Genomic DNA, 17,136 nt, shown 5'->3' on the forward strand with positions numbered 1-17,136 from the left:
GCGGACGCGTGTTGCGTCGGACAAGCCTAGGGTGATCATTTGCCGTTGGGCAATATTTTACGGACTCAATGATTCAGCCTTCCCGTCGGGCCTGGCCGAAAACCGCGCCCGGGGCCGGAAGCCGGGGACGGAGCCCGCCCGTCAGGCTCCGTCCGGCAACCGAGCCGGCGCGGCCACCGGCCCGACGCCGGTGTCCGTGGCCGGGGTCGGGGCCTCGTCCGAGGCCGGGCCTGGGGGCGGGGGTGGGGGTGGGTCGTCGGGGCGGGGAGGGGGCGCGGCTGCCTCGTGGAACGCCGTCAGGCCTGCCATCAGGGCGTCCACCGCGCCGGGAGCCATCCGGCCGAGCACCGACGAGAGCTCCCGCAGGCGGATCGCCTGCCGCTCGTCCAGGAGCGTCCGCGCCCGGGGGGTGAGCCGCAGCTCCACCTCGCGCCGCCTGACCGGGTGGGGCGAGCGGGTCAGCAGCCCCATGGCCTCCAGCCGGTCGCAGAGCCGGGTGACCGACGGCGGGCGGGATCCGAGCACCTCCCCCAGGGCCCGCAGGTTGATGCCCTCGGCGCCCTCCACGGCGAGCAGCGCCCGCAGCTGCGACGGCGACACCGGCGGTGTCACACCGTCCTGCCCCCGGGCGTGCAGCACCGCGAGGAAGTCCGCCGCGGCGGCGAGGACCGCGGCCGGGTCCTCGTGCGCGCCGGAGCGGCCGGGGCGGGGCATGCCACCTACTGTGCCACCGTCCGGCGCGGCCGGCCCCCGCCGCCCTGGCCTGATCCGACCCTTCGCGCCGGATCAGGCCAGGGCCGGCGGCGATCATGCGTGCCGGCGGCCCCGGTCCCGGCGGGAAGGCCGGCGGACGGGCCCTATCGCCCGCGGCCGTCGGGACGCGTGCCGGGCCTGCCGTGCCAGTCGAGGCAGACGACCATCGCGTCGTCGACGGCGTCGACGTCGCCCCGGTAGCCCGGCAGCTCTTCCAGGAGCGCCCGCGGCACCTGCGCGGGCGGAAGCAGCCGCGTGTTCATGACCGCCCTGGTCAGGGCGTGCAGGCCGTACGGTTCCCCTGCCGGGGAGAGGACGTCGTAGACGCCGTCGCTCAAGAGGACCAGCCGGTCCCCCGGCAGGACCTGGAAGCGCTGACAGGTGTAGACGGTGTCCTCGAACATGCCGAGCGGCAGCTGGGCCTCCAGCGCGACCGGCTCCACGATGCCGCCGCGCAGCCGCCAGAGGCGGGGCGATCCGGCGTCGACGACCTCGACCTCGCCGGTGTCCAGTTCGAAGCGGAGCAGCAGCATCGCGAGGTGCCGGCGCCCCTGGTAGTGGCCGTACAGGGCCTGGTCCGCCAGCGCCGCCTGGTCGGCGAGGCCGAGGCCGGCCCGCCGGGCGTTGCGCAGGGCGCTGACGGCCAGACTGGTCAGCAGCGCCGCCTCCACGCCCTCGCCCATGCCGTTGTTGACGGTCAGGGTCAGGTGGTCGGCGGAGGCCGACCAGTCGAAGCTGTCGCCGAAGATCGCGTAGGCGGGCTCCAGCTGCGCGCCGAGGTCGTACTCCGGCCGGGAGCACGAGCGTCCCGGCAGCAGTTGCCACTGCATCTCGGCGGCCAGGGTCAGCCTCCTGGCCCGGCGCGCCTGGAGGAAGAAGTCGGTGTCGCGGTCGGCGACGAGGATCTCGTGGGCCAGCGCGTCGGCCACGTCCTGCAGCCGGCCGAGGAGTCCACCGACCGGGACGCCGGCCGGGAAGCGGACGCTCAGGACCCCGAGCCGGTCGCCGCGGACGGTCACCGGCAGGTGCACGGTGCTCCCGCTCTCCCCCGTGACCACGTACGGCTCCTGGGCGCCGAAGGCCCGCCCCTCGGCGCCGTTGTGCGCCGACACGGACTCCGCGGTGTAGGGCTGAGCGGTGACGGGCTGGAGCCGTGCCGAGGCGTAGTCGGCCATCAGCAGCTCGGCACCGGCCGCCCCGTGGTCGCGGACCAGGATGCCGCGGACCTCCTCGAACACCTCGTGCGGGGCGGCGCCGCGCAGCACGCGCTCGACGCCACCACCTCCCCCGACACCCTCGTCGTGTACGACTTCGGTCACCGGCCCCGTACCCGCCTCTCTCACAACTGCCAAGATGGGGGACGACGAAGCCGCCGGTCCACCGAGGAAGGGCCGCCCGTACGTCCGGTAGGGAGTGTCACATGAGTCAGCGGTCGATCGGCTCCGCCGGGCCCGTCGCCCCGGCCGTGGCGGAGATGAGCGAGCTGATCGAGCTGCTGGAGGTGGTCTGGGAGCGGAGCCGGGACACCGCCGGCGCTCCGCCCGTCTCCTCGGCACAGGCCCGGGTGCTCTTCCTCGTCGAGGCGAACGGCCAGCTGAACCTGAGCGAGCTCGGCAGGCTGCTGGAGGCGGCCCCGCCGTCCGCCACCCGGCTCTGCGACCGTCTTCAGGCCGTGGGGTTCCTCGAACGACACCCCGGGGCCGGCGACCGCCGCGAGGTGCTGATCCGGCTGACCCCCGCGGGCCTGACGTACCTGGAACGGCTGCGCATCCGCAGGCAGGAGGTGCTGGCCGAGGCGATGGCCGGGATGCCGGAGGCCTCCCGGGCGGCCCTGGCGACGGGGCTCGCGGCCTTCTGCGCCGCGGTCGCGAAGCCGTTGCGCCTCCCGTCGCCGGAGTCCCTCACCACCAGGACGGCCTGAACCCGGTCAGCTCAGGCGGACCGCCGTAGTGATGGTCTTGCCGTCGGCGCGGGTCGTGCAGTCGACGCGCTCCGCCAGCCGCTGGACGAGGGGCCAGCCGTATCCGCCGGGCCGGTCGACCGTTCCCGTACGGGCCGTGGGCGGCCGCGGGTTGGCGTCGGTGATCGACAGGCTCAGGACGCCGTCCGCGACATCCGCCCGGAAGGCGGTGACGCCGTGTCCGTGCCGTATCGCGTTGGTGACCAGCTCCGAGGTGACGAGCAGCGCGTCCGCGGCCGGAACGCTGTCGAGGCTGACACCTGCGAGGAGCAGCAGTTCGCGGACGTGTTCACGGGCCGCGGCCGCGGACTCGGGCGGGGGTGCGGCGTGCAGGTCGCCGGCTCCCTCCTCGCGGTGCCGCTGCGCGCCCCGGGGGGAGCGTGACGGCGGGGGTGGGTGGTTCATGCTCATCGCCTGCCCCCGGCCGTACGGGTCGTACCGCGGCGCCCCGTACGGGGGCGCCGGTTGCCGGTCAGCATGTCATCGCGGCGGCCAGGCTGTCGGCCAGACGGAAGGCCGGTGCGGCTCCCGTGACGTCCAACAGCCGCCGGACGGCGGTGTGCAGGGGGCCGGCGAGTACGAGCACCGAGCCGGACGCCGCGTGGGCCCGCTGGGCGGTCAGCAGCGCGTGCAGCACGGACGAGTCCACGAAGGAGGCGCCCGACAGGTCGACGACGGTGCGCGGCGGGCCGCCCTCGGACGCCTGCGCGAGGGCGCGGGCCAGCAACGGAGCGGCCTCCTCGTCGACTTCGCCGCGCAGGCTGATGACGGTCGTGTCGCGTCGTCCGGTCGTCGTGACGACCGCTTCCCCTTCGGTCACCGGTCCATCCTCCTCCATCACCTGCCCTACCAGATACCGGGGGCTCACATCGCGCATGGTCGCGTTCGTCACTCCTGGGGATGAACCTTCGCTACCGCGTCCCCCCGGGGTGCGGTTGCGAGGTGTACGGCCCATGGAGGATGGTTGCCGGAGGACAACTGTTGTTCCGAGATCTTTTCCGACGTCTTTTCCGACGTGATGAACGCGATGAAGAGGTGAGGGGTCCGCGCAGCGGGCCTTCAACGATTGGCTGCTACCACCGAGACGACGTCCAACCCGCCGCCTGCGGCCCGGCCGTGGAGCCAGGCACCCTACCCGGTGCTGGTGGCCGACGCCGACGCGGTCGTGGTGCACGCCAACGAGGCGGCCGGGCTGGTGTTCCCGCGTGCCCGCCCGGGCTCGTCGATGGCGGACGCGGTCCCCGGCTGGCTGGTGTCCGCGCACGCGCGCTGCGTCACCCCCCTCCCCTCGCCGCGCCCGCCGGCCGATGCCGCACCCGTCCAGGGGCGGGTCGGCGACCGCTCCTACGAGGCGCACCCGACACCCCGTGACGACGGCACGGTCGTGTGGTGGCTGATCGACGACACCGACCACCGCCTGGCCCGGGAGGCGCTGTGCGCGGAGCGCAAGCGCACCGAGTTCCTGGTCCGCTCCTCCAACCTCCTGCTCTCGTCCCTGAACCTCGACCGCTGCATGGACGTCACGGCGCAGATGGCGGCCGACCACCTCGCCGACGCCGCCCTGGTGATCGCTCCCGCACAGGGCAGCGAGCTCCCCGTCGTCTCGTGCGTCCGCGGCGGCAGCCCGTCCCTGTCCCGCGCCGCCGTCGACCCCGGGGCGGTACCCGGGCTGGCCGAGGCGCTCCAGGGGTTCCCGCCCGTCCCCTCCCGGTGGCTCGACCCGGCGGCCGCGCCGGCCTGGCTGGTCCCGGAGGGCCTCGACGCCCTGGGGTCGATCGTCATCACTCCCCTGCCCGGGCACGGCGTGCCCGCGGGTGCCCTGGTGCTGCTGCGCAACGAAGCCACTGGCGCGTTCACGGAGGGCGAGGAGGTGTTCGCCCGCCTGTTCGCCGCTCGCGCCGGCGCCGCGATGTCGGCCGCCCGGCTCTACGCGGAGCAGGCGTCGATCACCGACACCCTGATGCGCGAGCTCCTGCCGCCCTCGCTGCGCCAGGTCTCCGGGGTGGAGTACGCCGGCGGCTACCGGCCGTCTCAGGACCACGAGCGGGTCGGCGGCGACTTCTACGACGTCCACCCCGCCGCCGACGAGGGCGCGCCCTCCCTGGTCGTCCTCGGAGACGTGTGCGGCAAGGGGCTGGAGGCCGCGGTGATGACCGGCAAGATCCGCAATACGCTGCACGCCCTCCTGCCGATGGCCGAGGACCACCACCGGATGCTCAGCCTCCTCAACACCTCGCTGCTGAACACCGAGAACGCCCGCTTCGCCACCATGGTGCTCGCCTCCGCGGCCCGGGACGGCAACGCCGTGCGGCTGCGCCTGACGAGCGCGGGGCACCCCGCGCCCCTGGTCCTGCGCTCCGACGGCCGGGTGGAGGAGGTACGCACCAAGGGCACCCTGGTGGGTGCGTTGCCCGAGATCACCACGCAGACGGCCCGTGTGACCCTCGCCCCCGGGGACACATGCGTGCTGTACACCGACGGAATCAGCGAGGCACGGGGAGGACCCATGGGCGGGGTGATGTTCGGGGAGGAGCGGCTGTGCCGCGCCCTGTCGGAGTGCGCGGCGATGCCCGCCGAGGCGGTGGTGGAGCACGTGCAGATGCTCACCTCCGAGTGGGTGGGGTCGGGCCGCCACGACGACATGGCCGTCGTGGTGATCTCGGCGCCGCGCACCAACCACCTCAGCGCCGTGGACGGCCACACCCGCGGACGGTTCACCGCGTGAGCCCGTACGACACCGCTGTACCGGCGCCGGCCCCTGCCGGTGCCACCACGACTTCCGCGTCGGCCCCGGTTTCGGCTTCGGCTTCGGCTTCGGCTTCGGCTTCGGCTTCGGCTTCGGCTTCGGCTTCGGGTGAACTCCGGGCACGGGTGTGGGAGTCGGTGACGGCCTTCGACGAATCCGCCGCGATCGCCTCGGTGGTGCGCGCGCTCGACGAGGGCGTGGGCGCCGAGGAACTCCTGCTCGACGTCATCGCCCCCGTCCAGGCGCGGGTCGGCCGGGAGTGGGAAGCCAACCGCCTCACCGTCGCCCAGGAGCACGCCGCGACCGCCATCAACGACCGGGCCGTCACGGCCGTCGCCCTGCACCCCTCGGTGCGGACCGCGCCGACGCGCGGCCGGATCGCGGTGGCGTGCGTGGACGGCGAGTGGCACGCCCTGCCCGCCCGGCTCCTGGCCGAGGTACTGCGCGTCAGGGGCTGGCGCGTCGACTACCTCGGGGCGCGGGTGACCGCCCCGCACCTCGTCGCGCACCTGCACCGCACCGGGCCGGAGGCCGTCGCCCTCTCCGCCTCCCTCGCGACCCGGCTGCCCGCCGCGCACGCGACGATCACCGCCTGCCAGGCCGTCGGGATCCCCGTGATCGTGGGCGGGGCCGCCTTCGGCCCCGGGGGCCGCTACGCCCGTCTGCTGGGCGCGGACTGCTGGGCGCCCGACGCCCGCGCCGCCGCCGACGAGCTGGCCTGCGCCCCGCTGCCGCGGGTCCGGCCCGGCCACCAGCCCATCGACGACCTGCCTCACCTGAAGGACCAGGAATACACCCTGGTGGCCCGCAGCCGCCGGCGGCTGGTCGGCTCCGTGTTCAGGCGGCTGGCGGACTCCTACCCCGCGATGCGCGTCTACACCGAAGTCCAGCGCGAGCGCACGGCCGAGGACCTCTCGCACATCGTCGAATTCCTCGCCGCCGCCCTCTACACCGGTGACGAGGACCTCTTCTGCGGCTTCCTGGTGTGGACCGCCGGGGTCCTGGACGCCCGTGGTGTTACCGCCGCCCCGCTCCTGCCCGCCCTGGAGCTCCTGGAGCGGGAACTGCAGGACTTCCCCCGTGCCACCGCCACCCTGCGGGCCGGGGCCGCCCGCCTGACCCGTGCCGCTTCCCTCACTGCCGGGACCGCCGAATGACGAGCCTGCCCTCCGCCCCGCTCGGCCTGACGTGCTCCGCCTCGCACGACACGGTGCGCATCGAGCTGAGCGGCGACCTCGACCACCTCCACGCCGACCTCCTCGTCGAAGCCGTGGACCGGGCTCTCAGCGAACATCCGGGGCTGGGCGACCTGTGGCTGGACTGCGCCGGGCTGTCGGCCGTCGACTCCAGCGGCCTGGCGGCGCTCCTGATGGTCCGCCGGCGCACCGGCGGGGCGGGCGCGGGGCTCCACCTCGACGCGCGGCCCGTTCAGCTGGACCGCCTGCTGGAGATCACCGGCACACTGGAGTACCTCACGGCGTCCGGTACCGGCGCGCAGGCCCTGCGCCGCACCGGTTCCAGCGCCGCGCGTGGTGGTCCGGCGGACGAGGACCAGCCCGCCGCTCCCTCCGGCCTTGCGGAGCCGCACGCCTGACAGTGGGCCGGCGGGCTCAGTGCGCCGAGCACATCGGACGATAGCGGCGCGCCCGCTGACCCGCGGCCGTGCCGACGAAGACGAAGGGGAGCGCCCGGCGGTCGACCCGCCGGGCGCTCCTCATGAGGCGGTGGTACGGGTCCGTGGACCCACCTCAGTTGCCGATGCCGGCGGTGCCGACGCCCGAGTTCCCGATGCCGTGGCTCCCGACGCCCGTGTTGCCGACACCAGCGGTACCCAGCCCCCAGTTGGCGAACCCGGCGTTCCCGACACCGCCGTTCGCGACGCCCGCGTTGCCGACGCCTTCGTTGCCGACGCCCGCGTTGCCGACGCCTTCGTTGCCGATGCCGGCGCTCCCGACACCGGGGTTGCCGATGCCCGAGCTGCCCACACCATCAGCGCTGGCCGCCGCGGCTCCGCCGAGGGCCAGTGCCGCCGCGGCACCCAGGGCCGTCGTCACGCGGAGAAGAGTTGCGTACATCGCCACATACCTCCTGCATCAGGGATCTTTAGGGACTATCCCTAACATAAGACAGCGGTCGATATCGGCAGCCTCGGCCTGCTACGGCGTGGCGCCCTGGTGCTCGGTGTGCTCCCGCTCCCTCTTCATCGAACGGACGGTCCACAGGACCAGGGCGCCGATGAAGGTGAACATGAGCAGTTGCGACACGTTGGAGGCGACCGTGATCGGGAGCAGGTAGACGGCGGCGATGCGCAGCGAGGCGTCGATCAGGAGCGTGGTGCCCCAGACGAGCGTGACGCGGCGCCAGCGGGCCCGCATGGTGGGCGTGTCCGCCCTGGCCTGGAACTCGGCCGCCTGCCGCGTCCCGGCCTGGCGGGCGAAGCGCAGCGCGGCATGGTAGGCGAGGGGGCGACGGACGGCGCAGCTGCCGAGGAGCACGAGACCGGCCACGGCGGACTGCGCGGAGTCCTTGGCCAGGATGAACCTGGCTCCGCCACTGGTGAAGCTCAGTGCCAGGCCCGCGCCGAACAGGAACAGCAGGAACAGTGCGAACGGGTCGACCCGGCGCTGGCGTACCGCCACCCAGAGCATGCGCGCGCCGGTGACGAGGGTGCCGGCCAGCAGTGCGACGTAGGTGGTCGCACCGAGCACCTCGGCTGCGAAGTACGCCATGAGGGACAGGCCGATGTCGTAGAGGAGCGTGGTGACCATCGCACGCCTCAGGGCCCGGGACCGCGCGGTGCCGGTGCTGTTCTCGCCGTGGCGTGCGGGGCTGGACGGGGTGGTGGACATGGGAACCCCCGGTTGCGGAAGGGAGGGAGGAAGTCGGCGTTCAAGGCCGTCTGGGCACGACGCTAGGGCGGCCCCGGCAGCCTGTCCTCAGCCGTCGGGAGCAGATCCGGGTGGAGATGTCTCTCCACCCGGCCGGCTACGCCTGCGCGGACGCACTGGTGACCGCCCCGGCCGCTGGGACGATCATGGGAGGGTGTCCGATCGAGGCGGGGAGGGAACGTGCGGGTGGAACGGGTAGGAGAGGGCGGGCAGCCGGATCCGGTGGACTGGGTGGAGGTGCCGGCCGGGGTGCTGCAGCGGGGGACGCGGGCGGACGCGATCGCCGAGGTGGCACGCCGGTACGCCGATACCGGGGTGCCGGAGGCGTGGTACCTGAAGGAGGCCCCGCGCGCCCTGGTGCGCGTGCCCGCCTTCAGGATCTCCCGGACCCAGGTCACGGTCGGCCAGTGGGCGCTCTACGCGGCGGCCACCGGCAGGCCGGTCCCCGAGGCACCGGCCGATCATCCGGTCATCGGCGTCGCCTGGGACGAAGCGGTGGCCTACTGCCGGTGGCTGGGAGAACGGCTCGGCGGGCTGGAGGTGCGGCTGCCCACCGAGGACGAGTGGGAGCGCGCGGCCCGGGGCGACGACGACCGGGAGTTCCCGTGGGGCGCCGAGTACCGCCCCGGCCTGGCCAACCTGCACGACCTGGGGATCGGGACGACCACTCCGGTCGGCTCGTTCCCCGAGGGCGCCAGTCCCTTCGGGGTGCTGGACATGGCCGGGAACGCCGACGAGTGGACGTCCACCTTCTACGCCCCCTACCCGGGCGCTCCCGACGAGGTGCCGCTGACGGAGGACTGGGCCTTCGACCGCCACGTCACGCGCGGTGGCGCCTTCCGGCACGACCGCGACCTGGCCCGCTGCGCCCGCCGGCACGGCGCGTACGAGGAGGACCTGACGGCGATCGGCGTGGGCTTCCGCCTGGCCGCCCCGCCCGCCTGACGAGACGTCGTCCAAGGATGCCTGGAGGTGGTCGTCATACCCGCCGTCGTCGCCAGGGGCTGGGCCGGCCCCGGGGATTACCTCTGCGGTAATGGTCGCGGCCGGACCGCGCGGCTACGTTCAACACGTCGTCCCGCACGGGGACGCGGACCGAACGACGAAGGAACGCGACATGCCCGCATACGGGTTCGCGCATCTGCGCGACCGTCGGCACCACCCCGACATCCTGGAGTACCTGGAGCGCATCCAGGCCACCCTCGACCCCTTCGGCGGCCGTTTCGTCATCCATGGGCCGCCGGCCCGGGTGGTGGAGGGGAGCTGGCCCGGCAGCATGGTGCTGATCGAGTTCCCCGACCTGGCCGTGGCGCAGGCCTGGTACGACTCCCCCGCCTACCAGGAGATCCTGCGGCTCCGGACCGACCACATCGAGGGGGACCTCCTGTTGATCGAGGGCGTCGGGCCGGCGTACGACCCGCGCGCGAGGGCGGCGGCCCTTCGCGCGAGGGCTGCCTGCGCGCCGTGAAACAGCAGCCGGGCCCCGGCCGAGGGGGAGGACGGCCGGGGCCCAGGTGCCGCGTCGCGGCGTTCGCCGCGCGGTTCAGCGGTGTCGCGGTCTAATGACGGAAGGTGTCCTTGACGTCTTCCTTGGCGTGGCGCGCGTTGCCCTTGGCCTGCTCGGCACGGCCTTCGGCGGTCATCTGCTCGTTGCCCAGCGTGCGCCCGAGCGCCTCCTTGGCCTTGCCCTTGGCCTGCTCGGCGGCCGCCTTGCCCTTCTCCGTACCCGACATCGGGGACCTCCTCGTCAGTGGCGGATGGTTCGTGTCCGCTCATGTGCTCGCGATCGCCGGACCCAAACCCGTCCGCGGCCCTCAGTCGTCAGCGGCCGGCGGCGGACCCGGCAGCTGACGGTGGACGTCGAGCAGGTGGTGGCGCAGTTCGTGCAGCGTGTGCACGGCGAGCCAGCGCAGGGACCGCTCGGCGGGTTCCGGGTAGGTGTAGACGAGGGTGCGCTCCCAGTGCGCGGGCGGCAGCCGGTCCAGGACGTTCCCGAACAGCGAGGCCGCGTCCGTCAGTTGCCGGGCGACATCGGCCGGGTCCTGGAAGGCGTACCCCTCGTGTTCGGCCCGCTCGTCGCGGCCCATCGGAGTGGCCACGGGGGTCTCGGTGCGCCGGGCGGAGAGTACCCGCTCACGCTGGACGAGCAGGACGTCCCGCACGTGGCAGGCGTATTCGAGCGGCGACCAGACCCCGGGCGCGGCCCGCCGGGCCAGTGCCGCCCGCTCGGCCCGCAGCAGGAACTCGGCGAACCGCGCCGCGTACTCGCCGGCGAGGGAGGCGGCCGAGGGCGCCAGTTCCAGGTCGTAGACGAAACCGCATTCCGCACAGTCCTCAGTCACGCCCCCACGCTAGTGACCCGAGTGGCGGGTTCGCCGCTGGTTCGGCAGGAATCGCCGCGCGTCCTCAGGGCCGGAGCCGCCGGGCGGTCCCGGCCCTGGTGTCGGCGTGCGCGCGGCTCGGTCAGGCGGCCGGCTGGCGTTGGCGCAGTTCGGCCTGGCCGAAGAGGAGGGCGTAGCCGTCGGGGAGTTGGCGCAGGATCCTGGCGAGGAGGTCGGGTCCCGCCAGGCGGCTGACGACGGCGAGTACCGCGCCGGTGTCCCAGCGGGTGGTTGCGGGGGTCGCGCCGGTGCGGGCGGCCAGGTCCTTGACGAATCCCCATCCGGTGAGGGTCCGGGTGTCGGGGATCTGGGCGGTCAGGGTGAGGGCGGCCTCGACGGGCAGGCACCGGGCGAGGTCGGCGCGCTCGTCGCCGGTGAGGCGGCGGCCCAGGGCGGCCAGAACCTGGTGGACGGCTTCCGCGGCGCGTTCGCGGGTGGGGTAGGCGCCCTCGTAGCGCACGCTTTCCAGCATCTGGTCGAACGTCATGAGGGTGCGGGACGAGTTCGGTCGAGGCTGGTCGTACACGGCTGTGGCTGCCTTTCTGTGTGAAGGATCCGGTGTGCGGCCGGTGGGTCAGGAGGGCTGGGGGTGGCCGAAGAGGATGTCGTAGCCGGGCGGGAGCTGGAGCAGGACCTCACGGGTAAGAACGTCGCCCGCGGCCGCGGCGGCGGTGGACAGGACCGCCCCGATGTCCCACAGGGCCGTTTCTTCGGTGGCGCCCTCGATCCAGGCCGCCGTCGCGCGGACGAACCGCTCCGGGGAGAGCGGCTCGGCGGCCTGCAGCGGGTTCAGGAGGATCAGGGCGTAGGCCTCGGGGAGCCGGGCCGCCAGCTCGGCCCGTACCGTGCCGACCAGGTGCGCGCCCAGCAGCGCCAGGACCACGCGGGCCACACGGTCGGCTTCCTCGGCGCTCTCGTACTCGCCGCGTTCCTGCACGTGGGCCAGGAACGACTCCCTGCGCATCGACATCGGCATCGACATCACCTCCGGAAAGCGAAGGGCGGGATGATCAAGGCGGACGATCAAGGGGGCGGAGGGCGGGTGCCGGAGGGGGGACTCCCGCCCTCCGCGGCCCGATGTGCGAAGGGGTCAGCCGGAGATCTGCTTGGGGCCCGCTTCGCCGCCGATGCTGATCTTGCGGGGCTTGGCGCGCTCGGCGATCGGGATCCGCAGGGTCAGGACGCCCGCTTCGTAGTCGGCCTCGATGCGCTCGGTGTCGAGGGTGTCGGCGAGCACGATCTGGCGGGAGAAGACGCCGAGGGGCCGTTCGGACAGTTCCATCTGCACGGAATCGCCCTTGGCGGCCGGGCGCCGCTCGGCCTTCACGGTCAGCATGTTCCGCTCGACGTCGATGTCGATCGCCTCGGTGTCCACGCCTGGCAGGTCGAAGGCGATCACGTACGCCTCACCCTCGCGGTAGGCGTCCATCGGCATGACCGACGGCTTCGACCAGGTCCCGGACGTACCCGAGAGCTGCTGGACGATCCGGTCGATCTCGCGGAACGGGTCGGTGCGCATCAACATCGCGAAACACCTCCAGTGGGTTCAGGCAGGAACTGCCAATGCGCTTCAACGTGCTCCTGTTGTAACATGTCATCGAAACGATGACAAGCACAGCGTCATCCAGACGATGACACAGCAGACGGAGGTGCCATGACCGAAGCAGACCCGCCGACCGCACGGGTGTCCTTCCATGCCGCCGCGGCGGCGCTGGAGGCCATCACCCGGGCCGTGAAGGACGCGCAGCAGTCCTCACCGGGCACCTCGACGGCACCGCCCGCGGGCGACCGCGGTCCGCACCCGGCCCTCGCCGCGCTGCTGATGCTCCGCGAGGCCCGCGAGCAGCTCGCCGGCTGGGAGAGCGTCCTGATCGAAACGGCCCGCGGCCGGGGCGCCAGCTGGGCCGACCTCGCAGGACCCCTCGGCGTCGCCAGCCGGCAGGCCGCCGAACGCCGCTACCTGCGCCTGCGCCCGGGCGCCGCGGGAAGCACGGGTGAACAGCGGGTCCAGGCCACCCGGGACTCGCGTGCCGCCGACCGCTCCGTCACCGCCTGGGCCCGCGACAACGCGGCCGATCTCCGGCGCCTCGCGGGACAGGTCACGTCCCTCACCGGCCTCCCCGCCAGCGCGGACGGCGCGATCGGCGAGCTGAACCTGGCCCTCGCCGACAACGACGCCGCCCGACTCGTCGGGCCCCTGACCGCGTCCCGGGACCATCTGCGGCCCCAGGACGCGGGCATCTCGGACCGCATCGACGCCATGACCCGCCACACCGACCGGCTCCGCCAGGACAGCAACGACCAGCGCAGCTCCTGAGCCGCCACGAACCGACCGGGCCGCACGGACCGCACCAGGCACGGGCCGCACCAGGCCCAGGCCGCACACCATGGAGGTACCGCCGTGACCGAGAGAGGCAACTCCTACAACGGCACCCAGCCCGTCGTGGAGATCGTCGGCCGCGTGGCCACCGTCCGGCCCACCGGCGAGATCGACATCACCACCGCACCCGCCCTCAGCCGCGCCCTCGACGAAGCACTCGGCCTGCTGCGCGCATCCCGGGCCGACCACATCGTCACCGACTGCAGCCAGGTCACCTTCTGCGATTCCTCGGGGCTCAACGCGCTCCTCGCCGCACGACGCGAAGCGGCCAGGACCAACACCGAGATCCACCTCGCCAACCCGGCTCCTCAGCTCCGCCGGCTGCTCCAGATCTCCGGGACGGACGTCCTCTTCCCGCCACCGGACGAGCCACCCCCGGGCGCCCCTCCGACGGCCGGTACCTGACGGTCGACGCCGACGAGGGCCGACGCCGACGACGGGCAACCGTCCGTCCCGGTCCCAGTCCCCATCCGTTCATGACGATCCCACAGAAAGAGACCCCCATGGGCAGCAGTGTCGAGACGCTGGAATTCCAGGCCGAAACCCGCCAGTTGCTCCGCCTGGTGATTCACTCGATCTACTCGAACAAGGACATCTTCCTGCGCGAGCTGATCTCGAACGCCTCCGACGCCTTGGACAAGCTGCGGCTGGAATCGCTGACCGACTCCAGCCTCACCGATACCGACACCACCGACCTGCACATCTCACTGGAAGTCGACCGGAACGCCCGTACCTTGACCGTCCGTGACAACGGGATCGGCATGACCCGGGACGATCTGGTGGACCTGATCGGCACGATCGCCAAGTCCGGCACCGCCGGCCTGCTGGAGAAGATCAAGGAGTCCAAGGACGCCGCGACCGCCGAGAGCCTGATCGGGCAGTTCGGCGTCGGCTTCTACTCGGCGTTCATGGTCGCCGACAAGGTCACCCTGCGCACCCGGCGGGCCGGGACCGACTCCGGCACCCGGTGGGAGTCCGACGGCGAGGGCACCTACGCCATCCAGGCGGTCGACGGCCTTCCCGTGGGTACCTCGGTCACCCTGCACCTCAAGCCCGCCGACAGCGAGGACGGGCTCGCGGACTACCTGTCCGAGTCGAAGATCCGGCAGATCGTCAAGCGGTACTCGGACTTCATCCGCTGGCCGATCCGGATGGTCACCCCGGACACTGAGGACGCCGGCACCGAGCGCGAGACCAGCGGCGACGGCGACACGCTCAACTCCATGAAGGCGCTGTGGGCCCGGCCGCGCGCCGAGGTGAGCGAAGACGAGTACCACGAGTTCTACCAGCAGATCAGCCACGACTGGCTGCCCCCGGCCGAGACGATCCACATGCGCGCCGAGGGCACCTTCGAGTACGAGGCGCTGCTCTTCATCCCCTCACAGGCGCCCTTCGACCTCTTCTCCCGCGAGACCAAGCCCGGCGTGCAGCTGTACGTCAAGCGGGTGTTCATCATGGACGACTGCGAAGCGCTCATGCCCAACTACCTGCGCTTCGTGAAGGGTGTCGTCGACGCCCACGACCTGTCGCTGAACGTCTCCCGCGAGATCCTCCAGCACGACCGCCAGATCCGCGGCGTGCGCCGGCGCCTGGTCAAGAAGGTCCTCGGTGCCCTCAAGGACATGCAGGCGAAGGACGCCGAGCGCTACGCGAAGGTATGGGCCCAGTTCGGCCGGGCGCTGAAGGAGGGCCTGGTCGAGGACACGGACAACACCGATGCCCTGCTCCGGCTGGTGTCGGCGGCCTCCACCCACGACCCCGACAAGACCACCACCCTGCGCGGGTACGTCGAGCGCATGAAGGACGGCCAGGACACGATCTACTACCTGACCGGCGAGAGCCGCGCGATGGTGGAGAACTCCCCCCACATGGAGGCCTTCGCCGCCAAGGGCTACGAGGTCCTCATCCTCACCGACCCCATCGACGAGGTGTGGGTCGACCAGGTTCCCGCCTTCGAGGGCCACCGTCTGCAGTCCATCGCCAAGGGGCAGGTCGACCTCGAGGAATCCGCCGACGGGGAGAAGGAGAGCGACGCCGACAAGGCCCGGCGGGAGCAGGACTTCGCCGCACTGCTGCCCTGGCTGACCACCACCCTGTCCGAACAGGTCAAGCAGGTACGCCTGTCCTCACGCCTGACCACCTCGGCGGCCTGCATCGTCGGTGACGCCCACGACGTGACGCCCACCCTGGAGAAGATGTACCGGGCGATGGGGCAGCAGATGCCCACCGTCAAGAGGATCCTGGAACTCAACCCGGACCACCCGCTGATCATCGCGCTGCGCACGGCACACGCCGCGGGCGCCGACGAGCCCGCGCTCGCGGAGATCGCCGAGCTGGTCTACGGCAGCGCGCTGCTCGCCGAAGGGGGCGACCTGCCCGACCCGGCCCGCTTCTCCCGGCTCCTCACCGACCGGTTGACCCGCACCCTGTAGCCGCGACTCCCGCGCGCCCCTCCGCCCCGGTACCCCGCACGGGGGCCGGGGCGGACCGGTGTCGGCCACTCCCTGCGAGGCGGCCTGGAACCGGCGTGCGTCGATGCGCCGATCCGGGGCAGGCGAGGCGCAGGGCGACCCAACAGCCGGGCGCGAGCCGCCGACTGCCGGCGGGGCGCTGCCCGGCCGGGGCGCCCGCGTACCGCCCACCACCGAGAAGGGAACCCGCACCCGTGAACGACAACATCTGGGCCTACCACCTGACCGTCGCCCACTTCGAGGACAGGGACCTCACCGGCTACAAGGTGGAGGCCCTCGACGGCGCCATCGGCAAGGTCGACAAGCACTCGTACGAGACCGACGCCTCCTGGATCGTCGTCGACACCGGCCCCTGGATCTTCGGCAGGGAAGTGCTCCTGCCGGCCGGCACGATCACCCGTGTCGACACCGCCGAGGAGAAGGTCTACGTCGACCGGACCAAGGAACAGATCAAGGACGCCCCGGAATTCGTCAGGGACACGCACCTCGGTGACGCCGCCTACCACCGGGAGGTCGGCGGCTACTGGGGCGACACCGTACGCCGCCAGCAGCAGTGACGGATGGACGGATGGTCCCGGGGTGGTCTCGCCGAGCTGCGGGACGAGCCGGCGCGGAACGAAGCCGAGCACGGAGGGAGCGGTCGATGGACCTGCGCGGGAAACTCGCCGCGGTGCGCCAGGCGCAAGGGAAGCGGCGGGCGGGGAGGACGGGCCGCACGGGGACGGCGGAGCGGGTCGAGAGGGCGCGGGAGCCCGCGTCCCTATCCCGGCCTCGCGCCCGGCCCGTGGTACGGGTGCTGGCGATGCTGGCCGCCTTCGCCGGGACCGTGCTGTTCAGTCTGGTCCTGGCCCACGTCACCCTGGAGCCCTCGGCGGCCTCGGCCGGACTGGTGCACAGCAACACCCGCCCGGGCGCCTCGATCGGCCCGTACCTCGACCACGCGTCCATCAGCGAGGCCGTGAAGCAGCTCGGCGGGAACGTCCTCCTCGGCGTTCCCTTCGGGGTGCTGCTGCCGGTCCTCCTCCCCCCGGCTCGCGGACTGTTGAGGGTGGCGGCGGTGACGGCCGTGGTGATGACGCTCGTCGAACTGATCCAGGGCGCCCTGGTGACCGGGCGCGCCTTCGACGTGGACGACGTCATCCTCAACACCGCGGGAGCCCTGCTCGGCTACCTCCTCCTGGGCCGCCGGATGGGCCGGGCCGTCCACCCGCGCCGCCACCACTGGTGGCAGCGCCTGACCCGCCGCAACGGCCCTGCCCCCGCCGACCGGTCCCCGGCGCCGCCGGCCCTGTAGGAGGGGGACGCATCCGCGCCGAGCCGAGGTGAACTCCGCCCTACGCGTGTCACGGCGGCGGATGGTGATGCTGGTGCCGGCCTCGGGCCATGGTCTACGTTGGGGCCATGACCACCGGGACGGCATCGCGCCACACACGGATCGGTGACCCGGTGCTCCGCTGAGCACCGTGCGGGACGGTCTGGTCCCGCCGGCCGATCCAGGATCGTGCGCTGCCGCGCGGGGTCCGCCCTTCGTCGTGTTGATCAGAGGTTCGCCACATC

The 17,136-nt window shown here is 72.8% G+C and carries 22 protein-coding genes; 11 read left to right on the forward strand and 11 right to left on the reverse strand.

Annotation, left to right across the window (positions count from 1 at the left end; genetic code table 11):
• Window positions 1–141: 141 nt before the first annotated feature.
• Window positions 142–714 carry a MarR family winged helix-turn-helix transcriptional regulator gene (locus ACFY0O_RS01400; RefSeq protein WP_388941266.1) on the reverse strand — a complete coding sequence of 191 codons (573 nt, stop codon included), beginning with the start codon at window positions 712–714 and terminating at the stop codon, window positions 142–144.
• Window positions 715–857: 143 nt separating this feature from the next.
• Window positions 858–2,072 carry a PP2C family protein-serine/threonine phosphatase gene (locus ACFY0O_RS01405; RefSeq protein ID WP_388941268.1) on the reverse strand — a complete coding sequence of 405 codons (1,215 nt, stop codon included), beginning with the start codon at window positions 2,070–2,072 and terminating at the stop codon, window positions 858–860.
• Between the two features lie 101 nt (window positions 2,073–2,173).
• Here ACFY0O_RS01405 and ACFY0O_RS01410 point away from each other — a divergent pair, with 101 nt between their 5' ends.
• Window positions 2,174–2,674, forward strand: a complete 501-nt coding sequence (locus ACFY0O_RS01410; RefSeq protein WP_388941270.1) for a MarR family winged helix-turn-helix transcriptional regulator — start codon at window positions 2,174–2,176, stop codon at window positions 2,672–2,674.
• 6 nt (window positions 2,675–2,680) lie between these two features.
• Here the strand turns inward: ACFY0O_RS01410 and ACFY0O_RS01415 are convergent, their stop codons facing one another.
• Together ACFY0O_RS01415 and ACFY0O_RS01420 are read right to left on the reverse strand one after the other, a co-directional pair.
• Window positions 2,681–3,118, reverse strand: coding sequence for an ATP-binding protein (locus ACFY0O_RS01415; protein ID WP_388941273.1), 438 nt, complete (start codon window positions 3,116–3,118; stop codon window positions 2,681–2,683).
• Between the two features lie 67 nt (window positions 3,119–3,185).
• Entirely contained in the window at window positions 3,186–3,533 is a 348-nt protein-coding gene (locus ACFY0O_RS01420; RefSeq protein WP_388941276.1) for an STAS domain-containing protein, read from the reverse strand.
• A gap of 318 nt (window positions 3,534–3,851) precedes the next feature.
• Between ACFY0O_RS01420 and ACFY0O_RS01425 the strand changes: the two genes are divergently transcribed.
• The 3 genes from ACFY0O_RS01425 to ACFY0O_RS01435 all read left to right on the forward strand — a co-directional run bounded on the left by ACFY0O_RS01425 (window position 3,852) and on the right by ACFY0O_RS01435 (window position 7,053).
• On the forward strand, window positions 3,852–5,438 hold the full coding sequence (locus tag ACFY0O_RS01425; protein ID WP_388942232.1) for a PP2C family protein-serine/threonine phosphatase: 1,587 nt from the start codon (window positions 3,852–3,854) through the stop codon (window positions 5,436–5,438).
• 146 nt (window positions 5,439–5,584) lie between these two features.
• On the forward strand, window positions 5,585–6,616 hold the full coding sequence (locus tag ACFY0O_RS01430) for a B12-binding domain-containing protein (protein ID WP_388941278.1): 1,032 nt from the start codon (window positions 5,585–5,587) through the stop codon (window positions 6,614–6,616).
• Window positions 6,613–7,053, forward strand: a complete 441-nt coding sequence (locus tag ACFY0O_RS01435; protein WP_388941280.1) for an STAS domain-containing protein — start codon at window positions 6,613–6,615, stop codon at window positions 7,051–7,053. The genes ACFY0O_RS01430 and ACFY0O_RS01435 overlap by 4 nt, the downstream gene beginning before the upstream one ends.
• Before the next feature lie 154 nt (window positions 7,054–7,207).
• On the opposite strand, the gene ACFY0O_RS01440 is transcribed toward ACFY0O_RS01435, so the two are convergent.
• Both ACFY0O_RS01440 and ACFY0O_RS01445 read right to left on the reverse strand, forming a co-directional pair.
• A complete protein-coding gene (locus ACFY0O_RS01440; RefSeq protein WP_388941282.1) occupies window positions 7,208–7,513 on the reverse strand; it encodes a hypothetical protein in 306 nt (101 codons plus the stop codon).
• A 102-nt stretch (window positions 7,514–7,615) separates the two neighbouring features.
• Window positions 7,616–8,308: a VC0807 family protein gene (locus ACFY0O_RS01445; protein WP_388941285.1), complete on the reverse strand. Its 693-nt coding sequence runs from the start codon at window positions 8,306–8,308 to the stop codon at window positions 7,616–7,618.
• Window positions 8,309–8,527: 219 nt separating this feature from the next.
• On the opposite strand from ACFY0O_RS01445, the gene ACFY0O_RS01450 reads away from it, so the two are divergent.
• Both ACFY0O_RS01450 and ACFY0O_RS01455 read left to right on the forward strand, forming a co-directional pair.
• Window positions 8,528–9,292 carry a formylglycine-generating enzyme family protein gene (locus tag ACFY0O_RS01450; RefSeq protein ID WP_388941287.1) on the forward strand — a complete coding sequence of 255 codons (765 nt, stop codon included), beginning with the start codon at window positions 8,528–8,530 and terminating at the stop codon, window positions 9,290–9,292.
• 172 nt (window positions 9,293–9,464) lie between these two features.
• The gene (locus ACFY0O_RS01455) at window positions 9,465–9,815 is read left to right on the forward strand and encodes a DUF1330 domain-containing protein (RefSeq protein WP_388941288.1); all 351 of its coding nucleotides are present in this window, start codon (window positions 9,465–9,467) and stop codon (window positions 9,813–9,815) included.
• Between the two features lie 91 nt (window positions 9,816–9,906).
• On the opposite strand, the gene ACFY0O_RS01460 is transcribed toward ACFY0O_RS01455, so the two are convergent.
• The 5 genes from ACFY0O_RS01460 to ACFY0O_RS01480 form a co-directional block, all read right to left on the reverse strand.
• Window positions 9,907–10,080 carry a CsbD family protein gene (locus tag ACFY0O_RS01460; RefSeq protein ID WP_388941291.1) on the reverse strand — a complete coding sequence of 58 codons (174 nt, stop codon included), beginning with the start codon at window positions 10,078–10,080 and terminating at the stop codon, window positions 9,907–9,909.
• Window positions 10,081–10,161: 81 nt separating this feature from the next.
• The gene (locus tag ACFY0O_RS01465) at window positions 10,162–10,689 is read right to left on the reverse strand and encodes a DinB family protein (protein WP_388941294.1); all 528 of its coding nucleotides are present in this window, start codon (window positions 10,687–10,689) and stop codon (window positions 10,162–10,164) included.
• 121 nt (window positions 10,690–10,810) lie between these two features.
• The gene (locus ACFY0O_RS01470; protein WP_388941296.1) at window positions 10,811–11,215 is read right to left on the reverse strand and encodes a DUF2267 domain-containing protein; all 405 of its coding nucleotides are present in this window, start codon (window positions 11,213–11,215) and stop codon (window positions 10,811–10,813) included.
• Window positions 11,216–11,302: 87 nt separating this feature from the next.
• Entirely contained in the window at window positions 11,303–11,698 is a 396-nt protein-coding gene (locus ACFY0O_RS01475; protein WP_388942234.1) for a DUF2267 domain-containing protein, read from the reverse strand.
• 120 nt (window positions 11,699–11,818) lie between these two features.
• Window positions 11,819–12,253, reverse strand: coding sequence for an Hsp20/alpha crystallin family protein (locus ACFY0O_RS01480; protein ID WP_388941297.1), 435 nt, complete (start codon window positions 12,251–12,253; stop codon window positions 11,819–11,821).
• A 129-nt stretch (window positions 12,254–12,382) separates the two neighbouring features.
• On the opposite strand from ACFY0O_RS01480, the gene ACFY0O_RS01485 reads away from it, so the two are divergent.
• The 5 genes from ACFY0O_RS01485 (at window position 12,383) to ACFY0O_RS01505 (ending at window position 16,873) form a co-directional block, all read left to right on the forward strand.
• Window positions 12,383–13,045 carry an HSP18 transcriptional regulator gene (locus ACFY0O_RS01485; RefSeq protein WP_388941299.1) on the forward strand — a complete coding sequence of 221 codons (663 nt, stop codon included), beginning with the start codon at window positions 12,383–12,385 and terminating at the stop codon, window positions 13,043–13,045.
• Between the two features lie 84 nt (window positions 13,046–13,129).
• Complete coding sequence (locus tag ACFY0O_RS01490; RefSeq protein ID WP_388941302.1) at window positions 13,130–13,513, forward strand: STAS domain-containing protein; 384 nt, start codon at window positions 13,130–13,132, stop codon at window positions 13,511–13,513.
• Window positions 13,514–13,611: 98 nt separating this feature from the next.
• The gene (gene htpG / locus ACFY0O_RS01495) at window positions 13,612–15,540 is read left to right on the forward strand and encodes a molecular chaperone HtpG (protein WP_388941304.1); all 1,929 of its coding nucleotides are present in this window, start codon (window positions 13,612–13,614) and stop codon (window positions 15,538–15,540) included.
• A 233-nt stretch (window positions 15,541–15,773) separates the two neighbouring features.
• A complete protein-coding gene (locus ACFY0O_RS01500) occupies window positions 15,774–16,136 on the forward strand; it encodes a PRC-barrel domain-containing protein (RefSeq protein WP_388941306.1) in 363 nt (120 codons plus the stop codon).
• Between the two features lie 86 nt (window positions 16,137–16,222).
• Complete coding sequence (locus tag ACFY0O_RS01505) at window positions 16,223–16,873, forward strand: VanZ family protein (protein ID WP_388941309.1); 651 nt, start codon at window positions 16,223–16,225, stop codon at window positions 16,871–16,873.
• Window positions 16,874–17,136 lie beyond the last annotated feature (263 nt).

Origin of the sequence: Streptomyces sp. NPDC001594, from assembly GCF_042893675.1 — a bacterium.
Classification (GTDB): Bacteria; Actinomycetota; Actinomycetes; order Streptomycetales; family Streptomycetaceae; genus Streptomyces.